Annotated in this window: 13 protein-coding genes; 7 read left to right on the forward strand and 6 right to left on the reverse strand. The window is 49.9% G+C overall.

From position 1 onward, the window contains the following. Window positions 1-11: 11 nt before the first annotated feature. The 5 genes from B7982_RS06940 (at window position 12) to B7982_RS06960 (ending at window position 4,828) form a co-directional block, all read left to right on the forward strand. Entirely contained in the window at window positions 12-866 is an 855-nt protein-coding gene (locus B7982_RS06940) for a metal ABC transporter permease (RefSeq protein ID WP_088630148.1), read from the forward strand. A gap of 72 nt (window positions 867-938) precedes the next feature. Next, the gene (locus B7982_RS06945) at window positions 939-1,358 is read left to right on the forward strand and encodes a hypothetical protein (protein WP_088660128.1); all 420 of its coding nucleotides are present in this window, start codon (window positions 939-941) and stop codon (window positions 1,356-1,358) included. A gap of 25 nt (window positions 1,359-1,383) precedes the next feature. Continuing rightward, window positions 1,384-1,884, forward strand: coding sequence for a hypothetical protein (locus B7982_RS06950; protein WP_088660129.1), 501 nt, complete (start codon window positions 1,384-1,386; stop codon window positions 1,882-1,884). Further along, complete coding sequence (locus B7982_RS06955) at window positions 1,874-3,847, forward strand: TonB-dependent receptor (RefSeq protein WP_088660310.1); 1,974 nt, start codon at window positions 1,874-1,876, stop codon at window positions 3,845-3,847. The genes B7982_RS06950 and B7982_RS06955 overlap by 11 nt, the downstream gene beginning before the upstream one ends. Before the next feature lie 75 nt (window positions 3,848-3,922). Continuing rightward, on the forward strand, window positions 3,923-4,828 hold the full coding sequence (locus tag B7982_RS06960; RefSeq protein WP_014545921.1) for a DUF58 domain-containing protein: 906 nt from the start codon (window positions 3,923-3,925) through the stop codon (window positions 4,826-4,828). Window positions 4,829-4,911: 83 nt separating this feature from the next. Here B7982_RS06960 and B7982_RS06965 read toward each other — a convergent pair whose 3' ends face one another. Genes B7982_RS06965 through B7982_RS06980 form a run of 4 tightly spaced genes read right to left on the reverse strand, consistent with a single transcriptional unit; the run spans window position 4,912 to window position 9,292 of the window. After that, on the reverse strand, window positions 4,912-6,894 hold the full coding sequence (locus tag B7982_RS06965) for a GTP-binding protein (protein WP_088660130.1): 1,983 nt from the start codon (window positions 6,892-6,894) through the stop codon (window positions 4,912-4,914). Window positions 6,895-6,912: 18 nt separating this feature from the next. Beyond that, entirely contained in the window at window positions 6,913-8,022 is a 1,110-nt protein-coding gene (locus B7982_RS06970) for a GTP pyrophosphokinase family protein (RefSeq protein ID WP_088660131.1), read from the reverse strand. Beyond that, a complete protein-coding gene (locus tag B7982_RS06975) occupies window positions 8,022-8,591 on the reverse strand; it encodes an HD domain-containing protein (protein ID WP_088630141.1) in 570 nt (189 codons plus the stop codon). Before B7982_RS06975 ends, B7982_RS06970 begins: the two co-directional genes overlap by 1 nt. A 2-nt stretch (window positions 8,592-8,593) precedes the next feature. Next, a complete protein-coding gene (locus tag B7982_RS06980) occupies window positions 8,594-9,292 on the reverse strand; it encodes an SIMPL domain-containing protein (protein ID WP_088660132.1) in 699 nt (232 codons plus the stop codon). A gap of 205 nt (window positions 9,293-9,497) precedes the next feature. Between B7982_RS06980 and pgi the strand changes: the two genes are divergently transcribed. Next, the gene (pgi, locus tag B7982_RS06985) at window positions 9,498-11,162 is read left to right on the forward strand and encodes a glucose-6-phosphate isomerase (protein WP_088660133.1); all 1,665 of its coding nucleotides are present in this window, start codon (window positions 9,498-9,500) and stop codon (window positions 11,160-11,162) included. Window positions 11,163-11,257: 95 nt separating this feature from the next. Here pgi and B7982_RS06990 read toward each other — a convergent pair whose 3' ends face one another. Both B7982_RS06990 and B7982_RS06995 read right to left on the reverse strand, forming a co-directional pair. Next, the gene (locus B7982_RS06990) at window positions 11,258-13,198 is read right to left on the reverse strand and encodes a GGDEF domain-containing phosphodiesterase (RefSeq protein ID WP_088660134.1); all 1,941 of its coding nucleotides are present in this window, start codon (window positions 13,196-13,198) and stop codon (window positions 11,258-11,260) included. A 106-nt stretch (window positions 13,199-13,304) separates the two neighbouring features. After that, window positions 13,305-13,574 (reverse strand): hypothetical protein, encoded by a 270-nt coding sequence (locus B7982_RS06995; RefSeq protein ID WP_088660135.1) that lies wholly within the window; start codon window positions 13,572-13,574, stop codon window positions 13,305-13,307. A gap of 122 nt (window positions 13,575-13,696) precedes the next feature. Here B7982_RS06995 and B7982_RS07000 point away from each other — a divergent pair, with 122 nt between their 5' ends. Further along, window positions 13,697-16,741, forward strand: coding sequence for a histidine phosphatase family protein (locus B7982_RS07000; RefSeq protein WP_088660136.1), 3,045 nt, complete (start codon window positions 13,697-13,699; stop codon window positions 16,739-16,741). The last annotated feature ends 91 nt before the right edge of the window (window positions 16,742-16,832 follow it).

Consider the following 16,832-nt stretch of genomic DNA (forward strand, 5'->3'; position numbering starts at 1 on the left):
CAATTTATCCCATGCTTGACAAACTATTCTTCTACCTAGACTTCCCTTTTGTACGCTACGCGATTATTGTCGGAACGCTCATCTCGCTATGTTCCTCGCTTTTGGGCGTCACGCTCGTTCTCAAGCGGTACTCCTACATAGGCGATGGACTTTCGCACGTCGCATTCGGAGCGCTCGCGATTGCTGCAGTTCTTAAAGTCACGAACAACATGCTCATCATTTTGCCCGTGACCGTAGCTGTTGCAATTTTACTCCTTTGCGGTAGCAGAGACTCGCGTTCGGGCATACAAATCAAGGGTGATGCCGCCATCGCCATGGTTTCGGCTGGGGCCCTTGCCATAGGCTATTTGCTGGTGAACATATTCTCGTCATCGGCAAATGTCGCGGGCGATGTCTGCACAACGCTATTCGGCTCCATGTCCATTCTCACGCTCAAGCCGACAGACGTTTACCTTTGCGTAATCCTTTCTGCAATCGTCCTCGTAACATTCGTCCTCTTTTACCACAAGATTTTTGCCATCACGTTTGACGAAAATTTTGCACGTGCAACAGGCGTAAATGTCAACGCATTCAACCTCCTTATCGCCATCATCATCGCAGCGATTATAGTCCTTGCCATGAATCTCGTTGGCGCGTTACTCGTTTCGGCACTCGTCGTATTCCCCGCACTTTCCGCCATGCGAGTTTTCAAAAGCTTTTTCACAGTAACCGTTGCCGCAGCTGTAATTTCCGTCGTCTGTTCCCTCACCGGTATCATCATTGCCATCCTCGCTGGAACTCCTGTCGGTTCAACGATTGTCGCTGCCGATATTGTCGCATTCCTCATCTGTTACACAACAAGTTTCATCCGCTGCAGGAGAGCTTAACGTCATCCTGAGTCCCGAAACGGAGTCCGGGATAAACTCCGCGAAGGATCCATATTTTTTGGAGATTAAATCTTGCATAAATTATTTTCAATTTCTCTTCTACTCCTCTTCACAACCTCAACATTTGCCAAAGAAAATTCCAGCAATGCCGACATCGACCTCACGCGAATGAGCAGTACCATGGTCTACTCGATGGTCTACCAAATGGTCACCGACCCTCAAAAATACGTCGGCAAGCGCATCAAAATGAAAGGAGCCTTTTCGAGCTATTTCGATGAAGAAGCAAACCAACGTTTTTTCGGTTGTGTTATCAAGGACGCCCTCGCCTGTTGTTCACAAGGTCTCGCATTTGAGCTAGCCAAGCCACGCAAGTTTCCAAGCGAATACCCATCCGAAGGTACATTCATCACCATCATCGGCACATTTGAATTTGAAAAAGTAGAAGACGGCATCGGTTTCCCAATAATCAAAGACGCCAAAATGTTCAGATAAGATTTCACCCATACAAAGGATAAAAATGAAAATCAAACATCTCTCTATTGCCGCGCTCTGCGCGTTCTTTGCCGCATGTAGCGACAGCAATTCCACCTCCACCGATCAGCACGAGCACTTCGAAGCCGAAGGTTGGAACCTCTACTGGCCCGACTGGAAACTTGCCTACAGTGTTTACCAGGGCAAAGAAGACAAGAGCCTTGAAACGCTCCGTGTCAATGCAAATTGCCTTAGCGAACATTTGACCGTCAAGTTTCTCGATGACGAAAAGAAAGAAGTTTCCGCTCCCAAGGACGACGAGCACACACTCGGCTGGAGCATTGGCGACGAATCCATCCTCGACATCGAAGCATGTGGCAGCTGGGGATTCCACCTGAAAGGCGTCAAGGAAGGCGAAACAACGCTGACTCTCAAAGTCAAGCACCACGACCATGCCGACGCACGTACGCCGGAAATCCGCATTATTGTTGATAAAGCCTTGAAGGCAGAAGATTGCCCGTTCCAGGACGATGACGATGATGAATAACACCCTTATTAGGGCTGTCATGGGGAGCCTCCTTTGCGGAGGCTTCCTTCATTTTTCTCTTGCCCAAGAATTTATCCAAGATTTAGGCAATTCAACAGTTGTCGCCGAACAATCTAGCGAAACAATTTTAAACGGACTCCGCGAAGACGAAGTTTTAAAAGACGAAAAACTCGATCGCAAAATTTCTACAACTATTGCAGAGACTATAAAAAACGAGCCCGACATCGCCATTCGTTCAATGGGCCCTGCCGCCGCACGCCCTGTCATCAAGGGGCTTTCAGGCAGTCACGTCACGCTTATCGAAGACGGTTCCTTTTGCGGAGACATGAGCGCCACCTCGCCCGACCATGCCGTTGCATCCGAAGTGCTGACCGCACACAAATTGCGCATCACGCGCGGACCGCAAATTCTCGCACAATCTTTCGCCACCGCAGGCGGCGTCATTCAAGTAAATCACCAAGACATTCCCTACGATGATTCGCTTTTCCACGGCTACATCGCGAACTACGCCGAAACAGGCCAACCGGGATTCGCAACCGTTATCAGCGCAAATGCCAACGTTCACGGCGTTTCGCTCAAAGGCGAAGTTTCTGCACGTAACATGGGCGACATGCAAACGCCCAATGGCACGCTCAAAAACACGGATATCGAAAACAGGAGCATCGCCATCGGTGCCGCCTACAGCCTTGACCGTTTCAAGTTTGGAGCCTCATTCCGTTCTTTCAATTCCGATTACGGCATCCCCGGCGGATTCATCGGTGGTCACCCCAACGGCGTCGACATTGAACTATCCAAACGCGATTTTACTTTGCAAGGACTGTACATTCCCGCAGCACGCCCCGACACACTCAACGTCATCTTCCGTTACAACCAATACCACCACAAGGAATTTGAGACAAAGAAATACGTTGGCGCAGAATTCGCGGTCAATCAAGCAAACTTGCGCATTGAAAAATTCATCGCCAATAGCGGTCCATTTTTCGGCATTCGCCTCGGCACAGAACTCGACAGCCGCTCTGTCGAAATGGGCGGTTACGTCTTTACGCCTCCCACCAATTCTTACGCCGCATCGCTATTTTCCATCGCCAGTTTAAATGGATGGGATGGTTTAGAAATCACCTTATCCGCACGACTTGGCGGAGCATTCTTCAGACCTCGCGAAAGCGTCGTTGCAGACAAAGACGCTATTGAAGACCGCAATTTTGCACTATGGGCTTTCGCTGCCGAATTTTCACAAATCGTCGCCCCCGGGAAATTTCTGACACTTGATGTATTCCGCACCACGCGCGCCCCGACCATCGAAGAACTCTACAACCAAGGTCCACATCTCGCCGCCTACACCTACGAACGCGGCTATCACAAACTCGATGATGAAAGCGGTTACGGAGCAGAACTCGAATTTCGAGATTACGGCGAGCACTTCAACTGGCGAGCCTCAACACACATCACCTGGTTCCTGAATCACTTGGCGCCACGCGCCACTGGTGACACTAACTGGTCCCAGCTTTTGCCGATCTACCAGGTCAGTGGAGATGACGCACTCCTCATGGGCGCAAGCGCATCCATCGAGACTTCTGCAGAGCAGGGATTTTACGCCCAAGCGGGTGCGAGTTACGTTTGCGGATTTTACCAGAACGAAAACTGGAGCGATATGCCACAAATTCCGCCGTTCCATTTTCACGCCGAAATGGCCTACATTTGGTCACACGTCCACGCAGGAGTCAACACGGAATTTGCACTCGCGCAAAACCGCCTAGACCGCTACGAACAACGCACACCCGGCTACGTCACGTTCGGTGCGCTACTGGAATTCCATTGGGCGCTCACACTCGCTAATTACAGCATCATCCTTCGTGGCGATAACTTGTTCAATGCCGATGTCCGCAACCATCTTTCTCGACTCAAATCCGTCATGCCCGAGAAAGGACGTAATATAAGCATCCTCGTAAAAGTCGAGATTTAGCGGCAAAGCGGTGGCGATTATGGTCTTTCTCGCGCGATATTTGTATATTCTTTAGCGTAAAAAAGAAGAATTACGATGGCCGATAAAGAATTGCTTGATAAAGAAGTTTTAAAGACCGTTAGCCGCATTGAACTTTCTGTGCGCGGCACGCTCGACACCGTGATGACCGGAGCTTACCACAGTTCCTTCAAAGGGAACGGTATGGAATTCAGCGAAGTCCGCGAATATATGCCCGGTGATGACGTGCGCACCATCGACTGGAACGTGACCGCCCGAACCGGCACACCTTACGTCAAAAAATTTATCGAAGAACGCGAAATGACCATGCTCCTCATGGTCGATGCTTCAAGCAGCTCCGAATTCGGTTCTGGCAAGCAAATGAAAGGTGAAGTCATGGCAACGCTCACGGCTCTCCTCGCCTTTGCGGCCATTAAGAATAACGACAAGGTCGGTCTCCTCATTTACACCGACCAAGTCGAACTTTTCATTCCGCCTGAGAAAGGCCGCAAGCACGTGCTTCGCCTCATCCGCGAAATTCTTTACTTCAAGCCGCAACACCACGGCACCAATACGCAAGTAGCATTGGAATATGCCGGCAAGATTTTGAACCGCAAAGCTGTCGTTGTCGTAATGAGTGACTTTTTGGATGAAGGTTTCGAAAACGCATTCAAGATTTTGCGCAAGCGCCATGACGTTCTCGCCGTGTCCGTTGTGGACCCGCGCGAAATGGAACTTCCGCCCGCAGGCCTCGTAGAACTCGAAGACCCCGAAACCGGTGAAACGCTTTTGATAGACACCGGCGATGCCGCCTTCCGCGAAGCATTCGCCCGCGAAGCCAAACGTCAAGGCAAGGCAACCAAGGAACTCTTCCAGCGCATGTCCATTGACTTTGTCCGCATCGAGACTCACGACGACTTCAAGGAAACAGTCGCCCCGCTCATCGAGCACTTCCGCCGCCGCGCCCGTGCTGCCAGCCGATAACTAACATTCAACATTTTGGCCGACTCAGTTGAACTTGTCATTCCGGCCTCCGAGCCGGAATCTCCTTTTATTAGCAAAGCTTTCTAAACCGTTGCCGGCCTATACCCGAGCAATTTCATGCTATAAAGCGCAGTCCCCTTGCTGATGCTACGAACGCCCGTAGCGTATCCGAAAATTTTTCGAAGCGGCACATCCGCTTTCAAAAAGTGCGTTTTGCCATCGCCTTCGATTTCTTTCACTTTGCCGTCACGCGCCTGAATATCGCCCGTCACAAGCCCTGCAAAATTCACCGGGCATTCAAGCGAAAGTTCCATCACAGGTTCGTACAACTGCACATCCGCAGGTTTCACAAGTTTTGCCACCGCATCAGCACAGCACTTCTTGATCATCGGCGGGAGCGCCCCTTCTGTCCATTCAAAGCGATGGACTTCAAAACGCACGCCTACAAGCGGACCCTTGCCGAGCACGCCAACTTCGGTCGATTCCAAAAGCGCCGAGCGCACGCCTGCCAAAATTTCAAGCGGAGCCTTTTCCATAAATTCCGCAGACAAGCGAATATCATGAGCATCACCCTCTAGCGGAGATGCCGAAATGCTGATGGACATTTTGTGCGGACCAATCTGGAATGTGTTTTCGGCAGGGCCAACTTCACGGCACAAGCGTTCTTGCCAGCGCACTTCAGGACTCCCTGCACGCACTTCGCAACCAAATTCACGTTTCAATCGAGCAAGCAAAACATCGAGCTGCACCTCGCCCACGGTATGCAAATACCAGAATCCGCCATCGTCCTTTTGCACGCGGAAACTCGGATCCATTCGCGCAAGCACTGAGAGGCTGCGCTCCACGTGGGCATAATCTTCCGTGCGCACACATTCCACACGAGTCTGCAAAAGTGGCAAATAATTTTCGCTGATCGACGGCGCGGCATTTTCAACAACATTCCCCGCCGCATCTCGCTCCGCACTCTCGCTGCACATTCCACAACCATCTAACCAAATCACCTGCCCGAGTTCCGTTTCAAACGGCGAAACCATCGCATAAATGTCGCCCGAACGGATTTCATCCACTGGCAAAAGCATATTCGCCTTGAGCCGTGAAAATTCAAAACCCGCCGGCCAATCGCGACGCAACAAATCCACATGACTGCGGAACAGCGAAATCTCGCCCACGCCACGGAAATGCCTCAGGCGCACAACTTGCCCAAGCTCATTTACACCAAACGTCGGGACTTCCGGTAAAAAGAACGAAAGCGCCGTCACAAGGCTGCGAATTCCAAAGCCTTCCAACGCAGAACCCGCATAGCAAATCACATATTCATCGCTTGCAGCAAGAGCCTTGAGCCCGCGCAAAAGCATCTTTGGCGGCACCGGCTTATTTTCAAGCGCAAGCGACAAAATTTCATCGTCAAAATTGCTTGCAAATTCCACCGCTTCATCGTAGTACTTTTTCAAAAGCGCACGTTCTTCCGCCGCACCCGCATCCGATTCCCAGCCGTCATCGAGAACTTCCGCACCCGACTCCGAATGCACCAAGCGACTCTGGCTCAGCACATCGAGCATCGCGCACATCTTGCCTTTTTTAAACTGTGGCACAGACATGAGCACCGGGCGCACGCCAAGCGTTTCTTCAATGTTAATGAGCGTCTCGTCCAGCGAATAATCGGGATTATCGAGCTTGTTTACAAACAAAATCGTACGCACGCGGGATTCGCGCAACTTGCGGAACGACGCAAGCGTCTGCGTTTCGACGCCACTTGCGGCACTCACCACAAGCACAGCGCCTTCCACAGCCGTAAGCGCCATATCGACTTCGGCACCAAAGTCGACATGCCCCGGCGTATCAATAAAATTGAACCATGTATTTTTCCATTCGAAATGCGCCACGCCACTTTCAATCGTGATGCCGCGTTCCTTTTCTTCGGGCATGTAGTCCATCGTGGCTAAGCCATCTTCCACGCGCCCCGGGCGGTGAATCTCGCCCGCCGCGAAAAGGATTCTCTCAGAAAGTGTCGTCTTGCCCGCATCAACGTGGGCGAGAATGGCAATATTTCGAATCGGCTGTTTCATAAGCCCAAAGATACATTTTTACCGGTTCATGAACGAGAGTTTCAGCGCATTCTTGTAGAGTCGATTTGCCCAAGCTTCGTGGCTTGCAGATTCACCATAAAGGTCATCCAGAATCGTCCGGATTCCCGCTACGCCGCCACCCTTTTTCAAGATGTATACCACGAGCAGGCTAATCACGCCAAGCGACGAGTTGATAATATCCAAGTCCGTATTCGCGAGCTGGAATGCAGCCAAATGGTACGCATCATCGGAATCCTCCTTGATGAGTTTATCTACATCTGCAAGCGTTTCAAAGCGTAAGAACTTCAGCGCCTTCAAAAAAGGCATCATCGACGACTCGTGAATTTCCGCCTGGTTGATTGCCGCAATACGCTGGTTCAACTTGTCAAACGGTCGCAACTTCAGATAATTCGTAAACGAGTCGCCGTTCAGCGCCACTTCATCAAAGCGCCCCGAATGCACAAGCGACTGCACATGATATCTGTAATTGTTGATTTCCGTTCGAATTTTGCAGAACTGTTCATCGACAAGTTCCAACATACCCGCCAAGCGGTTCAAATTGCGTAAGTATTCATGCGGAATTTCAAAGCCCGACTTGTAACCCGTATCGTGATCCAGCGTAGCCCACACATGTTGCAAAGCCGTACGCATCTGGATTTCAAATCGAATTTCATTGAGCTCAGGGCACTCCGGATCTTCGAACAAAGCTTTCGGAATGGTACATATAAAGTGTAACGAGTTATAGCCAAAACTGTCGAGCTCGTGCATTTTGCGTTTGTCAACGCTATTTTTCCAGTCAATTTCAAACAAGCTCTCGACAAGCGCTGCAATTTTATCCACATCGTCGTTATAGAACGCAATCACGCGGGCACCCAAAATGTCCGTCAAATCAGTCAGAGACTTATACTTGCCATTTTTACGCTCAAGCTTTTCGGCAAGGCTTGCTTCAGCCTTGATTCTAGCTTCAACGGCAGTCACATAGATATTGTTCTCTGCCACTTTTTTCTTGAGCAAATCACAGACAAAATCCCTCATTTTTTCAAAAACAGGCATCTTTTCACGATAATCTTCAAGAATCATCGTTTCAGCAGGACTCAATCCATATTTTTCAACAGAATCTTCGTTCATTACTTTCTACCGCCAAATATCTTTTCAATCAAATCCGTAAATTCTGCATACGCAAAAGTACCTTCGAGTTCTTTCAACGATGCAGCCAAACCGCGATAATGCCATTCGTGTTCCTTAATATCGGTCACGTGGAAAATTTTCCAGAGTTCATCGCCTTTTTGGACAAAATCACGATAAATGATTCTTGCATTGCTGAGCTTATCGCCCATCGCCACAATCTTTGCATCGCGACTGGCCCCTGCCAAGCGGTCAATTGCCGCCTGCTTGCGAGAATGCCAAGAATCCGATTCGCTCACGCCTTCCATGAACACGTCCGATTCTTCTTCCACAAGTTTCGCCACGCGTGGTCCAAACTCGCGACTGATATCATCCAAAGTAACAGACGTATCTTCAACGGTATCGTGCAAAGCGGCAGCCGCCATCAATTCCTGGTCATCCGTCATGGTCGCTACAATTTCCACAGCTTCCATCGGGTGGACAATGTAGGGGAAGCCTTTTCCGCGGCGGCCCGTACCGGCATGAGCCTTGACCGCAAAAACAATAGCCTTGTCGAGAACAGAAGTATCCATTTTTAGTCCTCCAGGAAGTACTGAACATTGGTCACTACGCGCACGTTCTTGATAAACGGCGTATTTTCATCACGGTCGCTAATGGAGAACTGTCCCTGCGTTGCTGTTTTGATTTTACCGAGCTTGCTTTCGGAATCCGTTGCAAACTTTTCAGCAGCGGCACGGGCGTTCTTGTTCGCCTCGTCAATCATCGTGGGCTTGATTTCGTTCAGGCCATTAAAGCTGTAAATTTTGCGGTAGCGGTAATCATCGCCACTGAATGCAATTCCCTGTTTCAAAAGTTCGCCCTGCTTACCCATGATTTCACGGACGCGATCTACATTCTTCGATGCAACCGTCGTCACCACAGTTGCAATGTAGCGGAACGGACGGCGGTTATCGCCATAGCGTTCGCCTTGGGCATCTTCAATTTCCGGAGCAGACCAACTGATTTCAGCCGCATCCACGCCGTTATCGCGCAAGAACTTTGCAAGCGTTGCATTTTTCGTCTGCACGGCATCGTGAATCAATGAAAGGTCATTCCCGACTTCTTTGTACACAATAGGCCAAATCACAAAATCGGCCTTGACCTCGCGTTCCGAGAGTCCCCGGACCGACACAACACGGTCCCTATCTTTCGTGTGGATCATAGCGCAATAGAGGAATGCGCCAAGCCCGAGAATACCAATAGCCAACAATAAAGCTTCTTTAACTCTAGACATATATTTCTCCTTCGCCGCGAAACACCCACGGCTATAAGTTTAATATACAATCTTTAAGAGCTGCGGCTCTCGCCTATTGACGCCTTTGGCGTCCGTAGCGGCGGCTCGCATATGCAAAAGCAAGCTTTTGCGCATGAACTCGCCTTGCACACTTTTTCTATATTTGCATCGAAACAAAAACCCGCGTGTGCGGAAAGGATAATCTATGTCTAAACTGACTGATTCTAAGGAATGGAAGGCCCTCGAGGCCCATGCCGAAGTCGCCAAGACTTGGCAGATGAAGGAACTCTTCGCGAAGGACCCGACTCGCGCCGACAAGTTCAGCGCCGAAGCCTGCGGACTCTTCCTCGACTACTCCAAGAACATCATCACCGACGAAACCATGGCCAAGCTCCAGGACCTCCTGAAGTCCGCCAATTTCGAAGACATGCGCGCCAAGTACTTTGCTGGCGAAAAGATTAACACCACCGAAAAGCGCGCCGTGCTCCACACTGCACTCCGCTACAAGGGCAACGATCCGATCTGCGTCGATGGCAAGGATGTCATGCCTGAAGTTCGCGCCGTGCTCAAGCACATGGAAGACTTCACCCACCTCGTCCGTAGCGGCAAGTGGAAAGGCCAGAGCGGCAAGTCCATCAAGTACGTTGTCAACATCGGTATCGGCGGTTCCGACCTCGGTCCGGTGATGGTCACCGAAGCCCTCAAGCCGTATGCAGAAAAGCCGATCGCAGGCGAAACTTCTCCGGAAGTCTACTTTGTTTCTAACATCGACGGCACCCACATGGCCGAAACCCTCAAGAAGGTGAACATCGAAGAAACGCTCTTCATCGTTGCTTCCAAGACGTTCACGACTCTTGAAACCATGACGAACGCCGAAACCGCTAAGGCAGCCGTTCTCAAGGCATTCAACGGTGACAAGTCCGCTATCGCAAAGCACTTCGTCGCTCTCTCCACCAACACCGAAGCCGTTACCGAATTCGGTATCGACCCGGCAAACATGTTCGAATTCTGGAACTGGGTTGGCGGCCGCTATTCTCTGTGGTCTGCAATCGGTCTTTCCATCAGCCTCCGCATCGGCTTCGAAAACTACATGAAGCTCCACCAGGGCGCTTACGAAATGGATCAGCATTTCAAGACCGCTCCGGTCGACAAGAACCTCCCGGTCATCCTCGCCCTCATCGGCGTTTGGTACAACAACTTCTTTGGCGCATCCAGCTACGCCATGCTCCCGTACGACCAGTACCTCCACCGCCTCGCCGCCTACTTCCAGCAGGCCGACATGGAATCCAACGGCAAGACCGTTGACCGCGATTCCAAGCGCGTGAACTACCAGACGGGTCCGATCCTCTGGGGCGAACCGGGTACGAACGGCCAGCACGCCTTCTACCAGCTCATCCACCAGGGCACCAAGATGATTCCGTGCGACTTCATCGCCCCGGCAAACAGCCACAACAAGATTGGCGATCACCACCAGAAGTTGCTCTCCAACTTCTTCGCTCAGCCGGAAGCTTTGATGAACGGCAAGACTCTCGCCCAGGCTCAGGAAGAACTCCGCGCCGCCGGCAAGTCCGAAGAAGAAATCGCATTCCTCGCTCCGCACAAGGTATTCGAAGGCAACAAGCCGACGAACTCCATCATGATGGACTACGTGAGCCCGGAACGCCTTGGCGCTCTCATCGCCATGTACGAACACAAGATCTTCACGCAGGGCGTTATCTGGAACATCAACAGCTACGACCAGTGGGGTGTTGAACTCGGTAAGCAGCTCGCCAAGAAGATCCTCCCGGAACTCGCAAAGGCCGATGCCGAACTCCACCACGACAGTTCCACCAACGGGCTGATCAAGTGGTTCAAGGCTCACCAGGCTTAGTCGCTTGTCATTCCCGCCTTGAGCGGGAATCTCCTTTTATAGAAAAAGCCGCAGCACTCCGCTGCGGCTTTTTTTTGTACTCAATCTTACGCGTCCTAAACTTCCACGCCTTTTTCCTTGAGCACCGCCATTACCTCGTCATACGGGAGCGGTTTCGAGAAATAATAGCCCTGCACGCGGTCGCATCCGATTTCCTTCAAAAAGTCTAGATGTTCCTTTATCTCCACACCTTCCGAAAGCGTGCCAATATGCAATAGCTTAGCCATTTCCACAATGGCGCGGATAATCACCTTGGACTTTTCCGAGAAGTTCCGCAAGAACATCATGTCGATTTTCAAAAAGTCGAAATCGTAATCTTTCAGCACGTTCAACGACGAGAATCCCGAACCAAAGTCATCCATCCAGACTTCAAATCCGTCATTTTGGAAACGCGTCACCTGTTCACGGATATAGCCATCCTCGTCACCGTCCAGCACGGATTCCGTAATCTCGATATGGATCATCTCATGCGGCACGTTATATTCTTTAGTCAACCGCGTGAGTTCCTTATAAATGTCACTCAACTTAAAGTCCAGACGTGAAAGGTTGAACGAAATCGGAACGCACTTGTTCCCCAAATTCGTTTCCACACGGTATTTTTCGCAAATTTTCTTGAGCACGAACAAGTCCAATTTCTGGATCAAATGAGCGTCTTCTAAAACGCCGACAAAATCAAGCGGCGGCAAAAAGCCGTGCTCCGGGTCATCCCAACGGGCAAGCGCTTCAAAGCCACAAAGCTTGTTCGTATTGATATCCACGACGGGCTGATAAAAGACCTTGATGTATTCCTTTTCTACAGCCTCATCAATGTGTGCAATCAAGTACATTTTCAAGCGTTCACGGGCGCCCATTTCATCGGCATAAACGGCGACATATTCATCGTAAACGCCCTTGGTCGTCGCTTCGGCAAGGCGAGCCCGCATAAAGCAACGTTCTACGTTTTCATTTTCAACACGCTGCACATACACGCCCGCCTTGAGCTCTAGCACACCTTGAGTCGAGAAGCTACGAATCTTGTCATGCGCTTCCTTGATTTTTGCCTTCATCCCGGCGGCATCACCTACAACGCGGAACGTATCGCACGACACATGTGTCACATAGCGCTCGCCAAACAGCGTCTTAAACGTATCCGCCATGAACTTCAGCGCACCGTCACCTTCTTCAAAGCCAAACCTCTCGTTAAAGGCCTTGAAATTCTCCAAATCAAAGGCGACAAACGCATAGCGTTTCCTCGGGTTCCTAAAGAGCAAGTCCTGCACGTAGTTCGAGAACAGAAGCGCATTCGGGAGCCCCGTCAGCTTGTCATGGTTACGCGCAATTTCAGCCTGTTGCGTCAGTCGCACCGTTCTAAAGATAAGTTTCACGGCAATGGTAAGCGTAAGCCAGAAGAACCACGATACAAAGACAAGGTAATTCAAAAATTCAGGAGTTACCTCGATCATGCGCACGCACACATACATGGCGAGGTTCACTAGCATACTAAATAACGTGACAAAGCCCAAGAACCCAAAGCGCGCAAAGATTTGCGTGTTACGGACAAATAAAAGTTCATTCCAAAGGAGTTTCCACCAAATGAAAATTGCAACCAAGTTTACTAGGGCTGCACCAACCTGCGTCTTGCCCACCACCATGCCGAGGTAACCCACACCGACAGATGCCGAAAGCATGAACAGCGATGGAGACCAGTGGATCGAGAGTGTCCTTCCAAAAATAAAAATTGCCACAGGAATCAGAATGACGCGGCTCATGTAGTCCACAATCACATCGAGCAGTAACGGGACCTCGCCCATCATGCACCCAAGCAAGTGCATCATCCCGTGATAAATCAAGTCCGAATAGATCATGTAAGGGGTCAACGAAAAAACGGCACCCCAAAAAAGTACTTTCTTCAGGTTCTGTTTTTCACTAAGCGCAGCCAGCGTAAAAAGCAAAAAACCGCTCGCCAACAGCGACGGAAAAAAGAACACATGATTTGCGTAATCCAGAAAATTTATCATTGCTATACCCTAGTATCATAAATATAATGTATAACCCCATCCCGTGCACGCAGATGGTGAAAAAACGCACATTTTAGGCGCTATACATTGGAATAAATACTAGGATTTACTTCACTTTACTAAAGTCAAGCTTGTCATCAACCGGAATCGGTTCATTCTGGTTTTGAACATTGACGTCCACCGGCTCGGGCGTACCAAGCTCCGTCGGAGGCGCAGGCATTTTCGCCATTTGAGCGGACTGGTCATCGCGGCCATCCTTCCTCAGCTGCATTTCATCTGAATTATTGCCAACGCCGATTACAGCAGGGCAGCCCCTCGGATTATCGCACGCACAACCTAAAACAAACAAAGCAAAAGCAATTAAAACAAATTTCATGATTTTAATATACAAAAGAAGTCATAAACGGACAAATAGTCAATGAAAATCGAGCATAACGAGCTCGGCAGTAAGGACAAAATTTTTAAATTTGGCGCGAAAATCTTATTTGGGAGCAATGTATGAAATCCAAATTACTCTTAACAACATCTATCTTCACACTTTCCATGCTTTACGGCTGCCTCGACGAGGTGAGTGAAGCAAGCGCCCCGGACTTGTCCGAACTCGCCTGCAAAACAGAACCGCTAGACGACGATAGTGGTCTCAAGGTTATCTGCGGCGGGGATTCCGTAGGTGTCGTTTTAAACGGCAAAGACGGAAAAGATGGAGCCGATGGTAAAGATGGCGAAGATGGCAAGGAAGGCAAATCTGGAGCCGACGGCAAAGACGGATCATCCTGCTACGTCACCGAAAACGCAGAAATCAACGGCTACGACGTGTTCTGCGGCGATGAAAAAATCGGTTCTATCGTAAATGGCAAGGATGGTGCCGACGGTAAAAATGGTGAAAACGGCGCCAACGGTAAGGATGGCGACAAGGGTGACGATGGCAAGGACGGTAAAGACGGAAAAGATGGAACTTCTTGCAAAGTCGAAGTGAACAAGGAAATCGATGGTTACGACGTTATATGCGGCGACAAGAAAGTTGGTCAGCTCCTTAATGGAAAGGATGGCGAAAACGGCAAGGATGGTAAAGATGGCAACGACGGTTCCTCTTGCTCGGTCGAAGTAAACGATGATATCGATGGTTACGACGTCATCTGCGGTAACAAGAAAGTCGGAGAAATTCACAACGGTAAAAACGGCCAGGATGGAAAGAACGGCATTGACGGTAAAGACGGAACGTCCTGCTCTGTCGTAAAGAACGAAAAAATCAATGGATACGAAGTCTACTGCGGTACCGAATTCCTCGGATTCCTCACTAACGGCAAGGACGGCCAAGACGGAAAGAATGGTACCGATGGTAAGGACGGCAACGATGGCACTTCTTGCCGTGTCGAAGTGAACAAGGAAATCAACGGTTACGACGTCGTTTGCGCAGGCAAGAAGGTCGGTGAACTCTATAACGGAAAGGATGGCGCTGATGGCAAGAACGGTACCAACGGTAAGGACGGAACTTCCTGCAGCGTTGTAGAAAATAAGGATATTAACGGTTTCGACGTCATCTGTGGCGACAAGAAGGTCGGCGAGCTCCTCAACGGAAAGGATGGCGCTGACGGAAAGAACGGTACTGATGGTAAAGACGGAACTTCTTGCAGCGTTGAAGAGAACAAGGAAATCGATGGTTACGACGTTATATGCGGCGACAAGAAAGTGGGTCAGCTCCTTAATGGAAAGGATGGCGAAAACGGCAAGGACGGAAAGAATGGCACCGATGGTAAAGATGGAACGTCCTGCTCTGTCGTAAAGAACGAAAAGGTCAATGGATACGAAGTCTACTGCGGTACCGAATTCCTCGGATTCCTCACTAACGGAAAGGATGGCGCTGATGGCAAGAACGGTACCAACGGTAAGGACGGAACTTCCTGCAGCGTTGTAGAAAATAAGGATATTAACGGTTTCGACGTTATCTGTGGCGACAAGAAGGTCGGTGAACTTCGCAACGGTAAGGACGGCCAAGATGGTAAGAATGGTACTGATGGTAAAGACGGAACTTCTTGCCGTGTCGAAGTGAACAAGGAAATCAATGGTTACGATGTTATCTGCGGCGACAAGAAAGTTGGTCAGCTCCTTAATGGAAAGGATGGCGAAAACGGCAAGGATGGTAAAGATGGCAACGACGGTTCTTCCTGCACGGTCGAAGTAAACGATGACATCAATGGTTTCGACGTCGTTTGCGCAGGCAAGAAGGTCGGTGAGCTCCGCAACGGTAAGGACGGCCAAGACGGAAAGAACGGCACTGATGGTAAGGATGGAACGTCCTGCTCTGTCGTAAAGAACGAAAAAGTCAATGGATACGAAGTCTACTGCGGTACCGAATTCCTCGGATTCCTCACTAACGGCAAGGATGGCGCGGATGGCAAGAACGGTATCGACGGTAAGGACGGAACTTCTTGCACTGTTGAAGAGAACAAGGAAATCGACGGATACGATGTCATCTGCGGTGACAAGAAGGTCGGTGAACTCCGCAACGGTAAGGACGCAGTCCTTCCTTCCTCCAGCAGCATCGCTTCTTCAAGCAGTGCAGCACCTTCTAGCAGCAGCAAGGTTTCCTCTAGCAGTGTCACACCGTCTAGCAGCAGCGTAGCATCCTCTAGTAGCGTAACGCCCTCCAGTAGCAGCGTCGTTTCCTCTAGCAGCGAAACCCCGTCTAGCTCCAGCGTTGAACAGCTCAGCGAAAAGTGCAAAACGCTCCGTGCCACAACAGACGTATTCAATTCCCTCTACGACGTTCTCGGCTGCACCCGCTCTGACGAAAAAGTCGCCATCATCTTGCGCCACGCCCAACGCGACATCAACAAATACGGCGACGACGACGGCCTCATTGACGTCGGTAGAGCACAGGCAAAGCAAGTCGGCGAAAAACTCAAAAAGCTCAACCTCGACGACTTCTATTACATGTACACCAACGTCAAGCGCACCGCAGAAACCGCACAAATCATCGCCGTGAACAAAGGCGAAAACGTTTCGTCAAACATCAACGACTGGCACAAGCATAGCATCGAAAACCTTACTGAAATCAACCAGAACCTGAAGGAATCCTGGTATGTCAAACCCAATCAAAGTGCAAACAACTGCAAGGGTAACGCCAGCTGGGGCTGGAGTTCTTATTCCAAAATTGCCTACCAGGAATACGACAACGATAACAACCGTCAAAACTGCGAAAACGCATTCTACCCCATCGACACAAGAATCGAAGCATTCATCGAAAACTACTTCACATACGAACAAATGCACAAGTACACCTTGGCCATTTCGCATGACCAGTACCTTGTGCCGTTTGTCGTTACAATCAGCAACAAACAAATCCACGACGACGTTAAAAATTCCAAATACGATCTCCGCTTCCACAAGCATGATCGCGACATCAATTGGAATCCGGATTTTAACTATTGGATTAACTACCTCACCGGTGTAGTCCTCATCGTTGATTCCGAAAACAACGTTATAAAGCTCCCCGTCAAAGCACTAGACGACGGATTCCTGCGTGAATACAAAAATCCATAACAAACAAGCTTCAAAGCCCCCGCCTGGGGGCTTTTTTCGTATATTAAGCATCATGCCAAACGAGAACATAGCAGATCTTGAATCGGCCATC

It is taken from the genome of Fibrobacter sp. UWB2, assembly GCF_002210425.1.
Classification (GTDB): domain Bacteria; phylum Fibrobacterota; class Fibrobacteria; order Fibrobacterales; family Fibrobacteraceae; genus Fibrobacter; species Fibrobacter elongatus.

Excerpts from the sequence above, each read along its gene's own strand:
- B7982_RS06940 (WP_088630148.1), top strand. The coding sequence starts at position 12 with ATGCTTGACAAACTATTCTTCTACCTAGACTTCCCTTTTGTACGCTAC.
- B7982_RS06950 (WP_088660129.1), top strand. The coding sequence starts at position 1,384 with ATGAAAATCAAACATCTCTCTATTGCCGCGCTCTGCGCGTTCTTTGCC.
- B7982_RS06955 (WP_088660310.1), top strand. The coding sequence starts at position 1,874 with ATGATGAATAACACCCTTATTAGGGCTGTCATGGGGAGCCTCCTTTGC.
- B7982_RS06960 (WP_014545921.1), top strand. The coding sequence starts at position 3,923 with ATGGCCGATAAAGAATTGCTTGATAAAGAAGTTTTAAAGACCGTTAGC.
- B7982_RS06965 (WP_088660130.1), bottom strand. The coding sequence starts at position 6,894 with ATGAAACAGCCGATTCGAAATATTGCCATTCTCGCCCACGTTGATGCG.
- B7982_RS06970 (WP_088660131.1), bottom strand. The coding sequence starts at position 8,022 with ATGAACGAAGATTCTGTTGAAAAATATGGATTGAGTCCTGCTGAAACG.
- B7982_RS06975 (WP_088630141.1), bottom strand. The coding sequence starts at position 8,591 with ATGGATACTTCTGTTCTCGACAAGGCTATTGTTTTTGCGGTCAAGGCT.
- B7982_RS06980 (WP_088660132.1), bottom strand. The coding sequence starts at position 9,292 with ATGTCTAGAGTTAAAGAAGCTTTATTGTTGGCTATTGGTATTCTCGGG.
- pgi (WP_088660133.1), top strand. The coding sequence starts at position 9,498 with ATGTCTAAACTGACTGATTCTAAGGAATGGAAGGCCCTCGAGGCCCAT.
- B7982_RS06990 (WP_088660134.1), bottom strand. The coding sequence starts at position 13,198 with ATGATAAATTTTCTGGATTACGCAAATCATGTGTTCTTTTTTCCGTCG.
- B7982_RS06995 (WP_088660135.1), bottom strand. The coding sequence starts at position 13,574 with ATGAAATTTGTTTTAATTGCTTTTGCTTTGTTTGTTTTAGGTTGTGCG.
- B7982_RS07000 (WP_088660136.1), top strand. The coding sequence starts at position 13,697 with ATGAAATCCAAATTACTCTTAACAACATCTATCTTCACACTTTCCATG.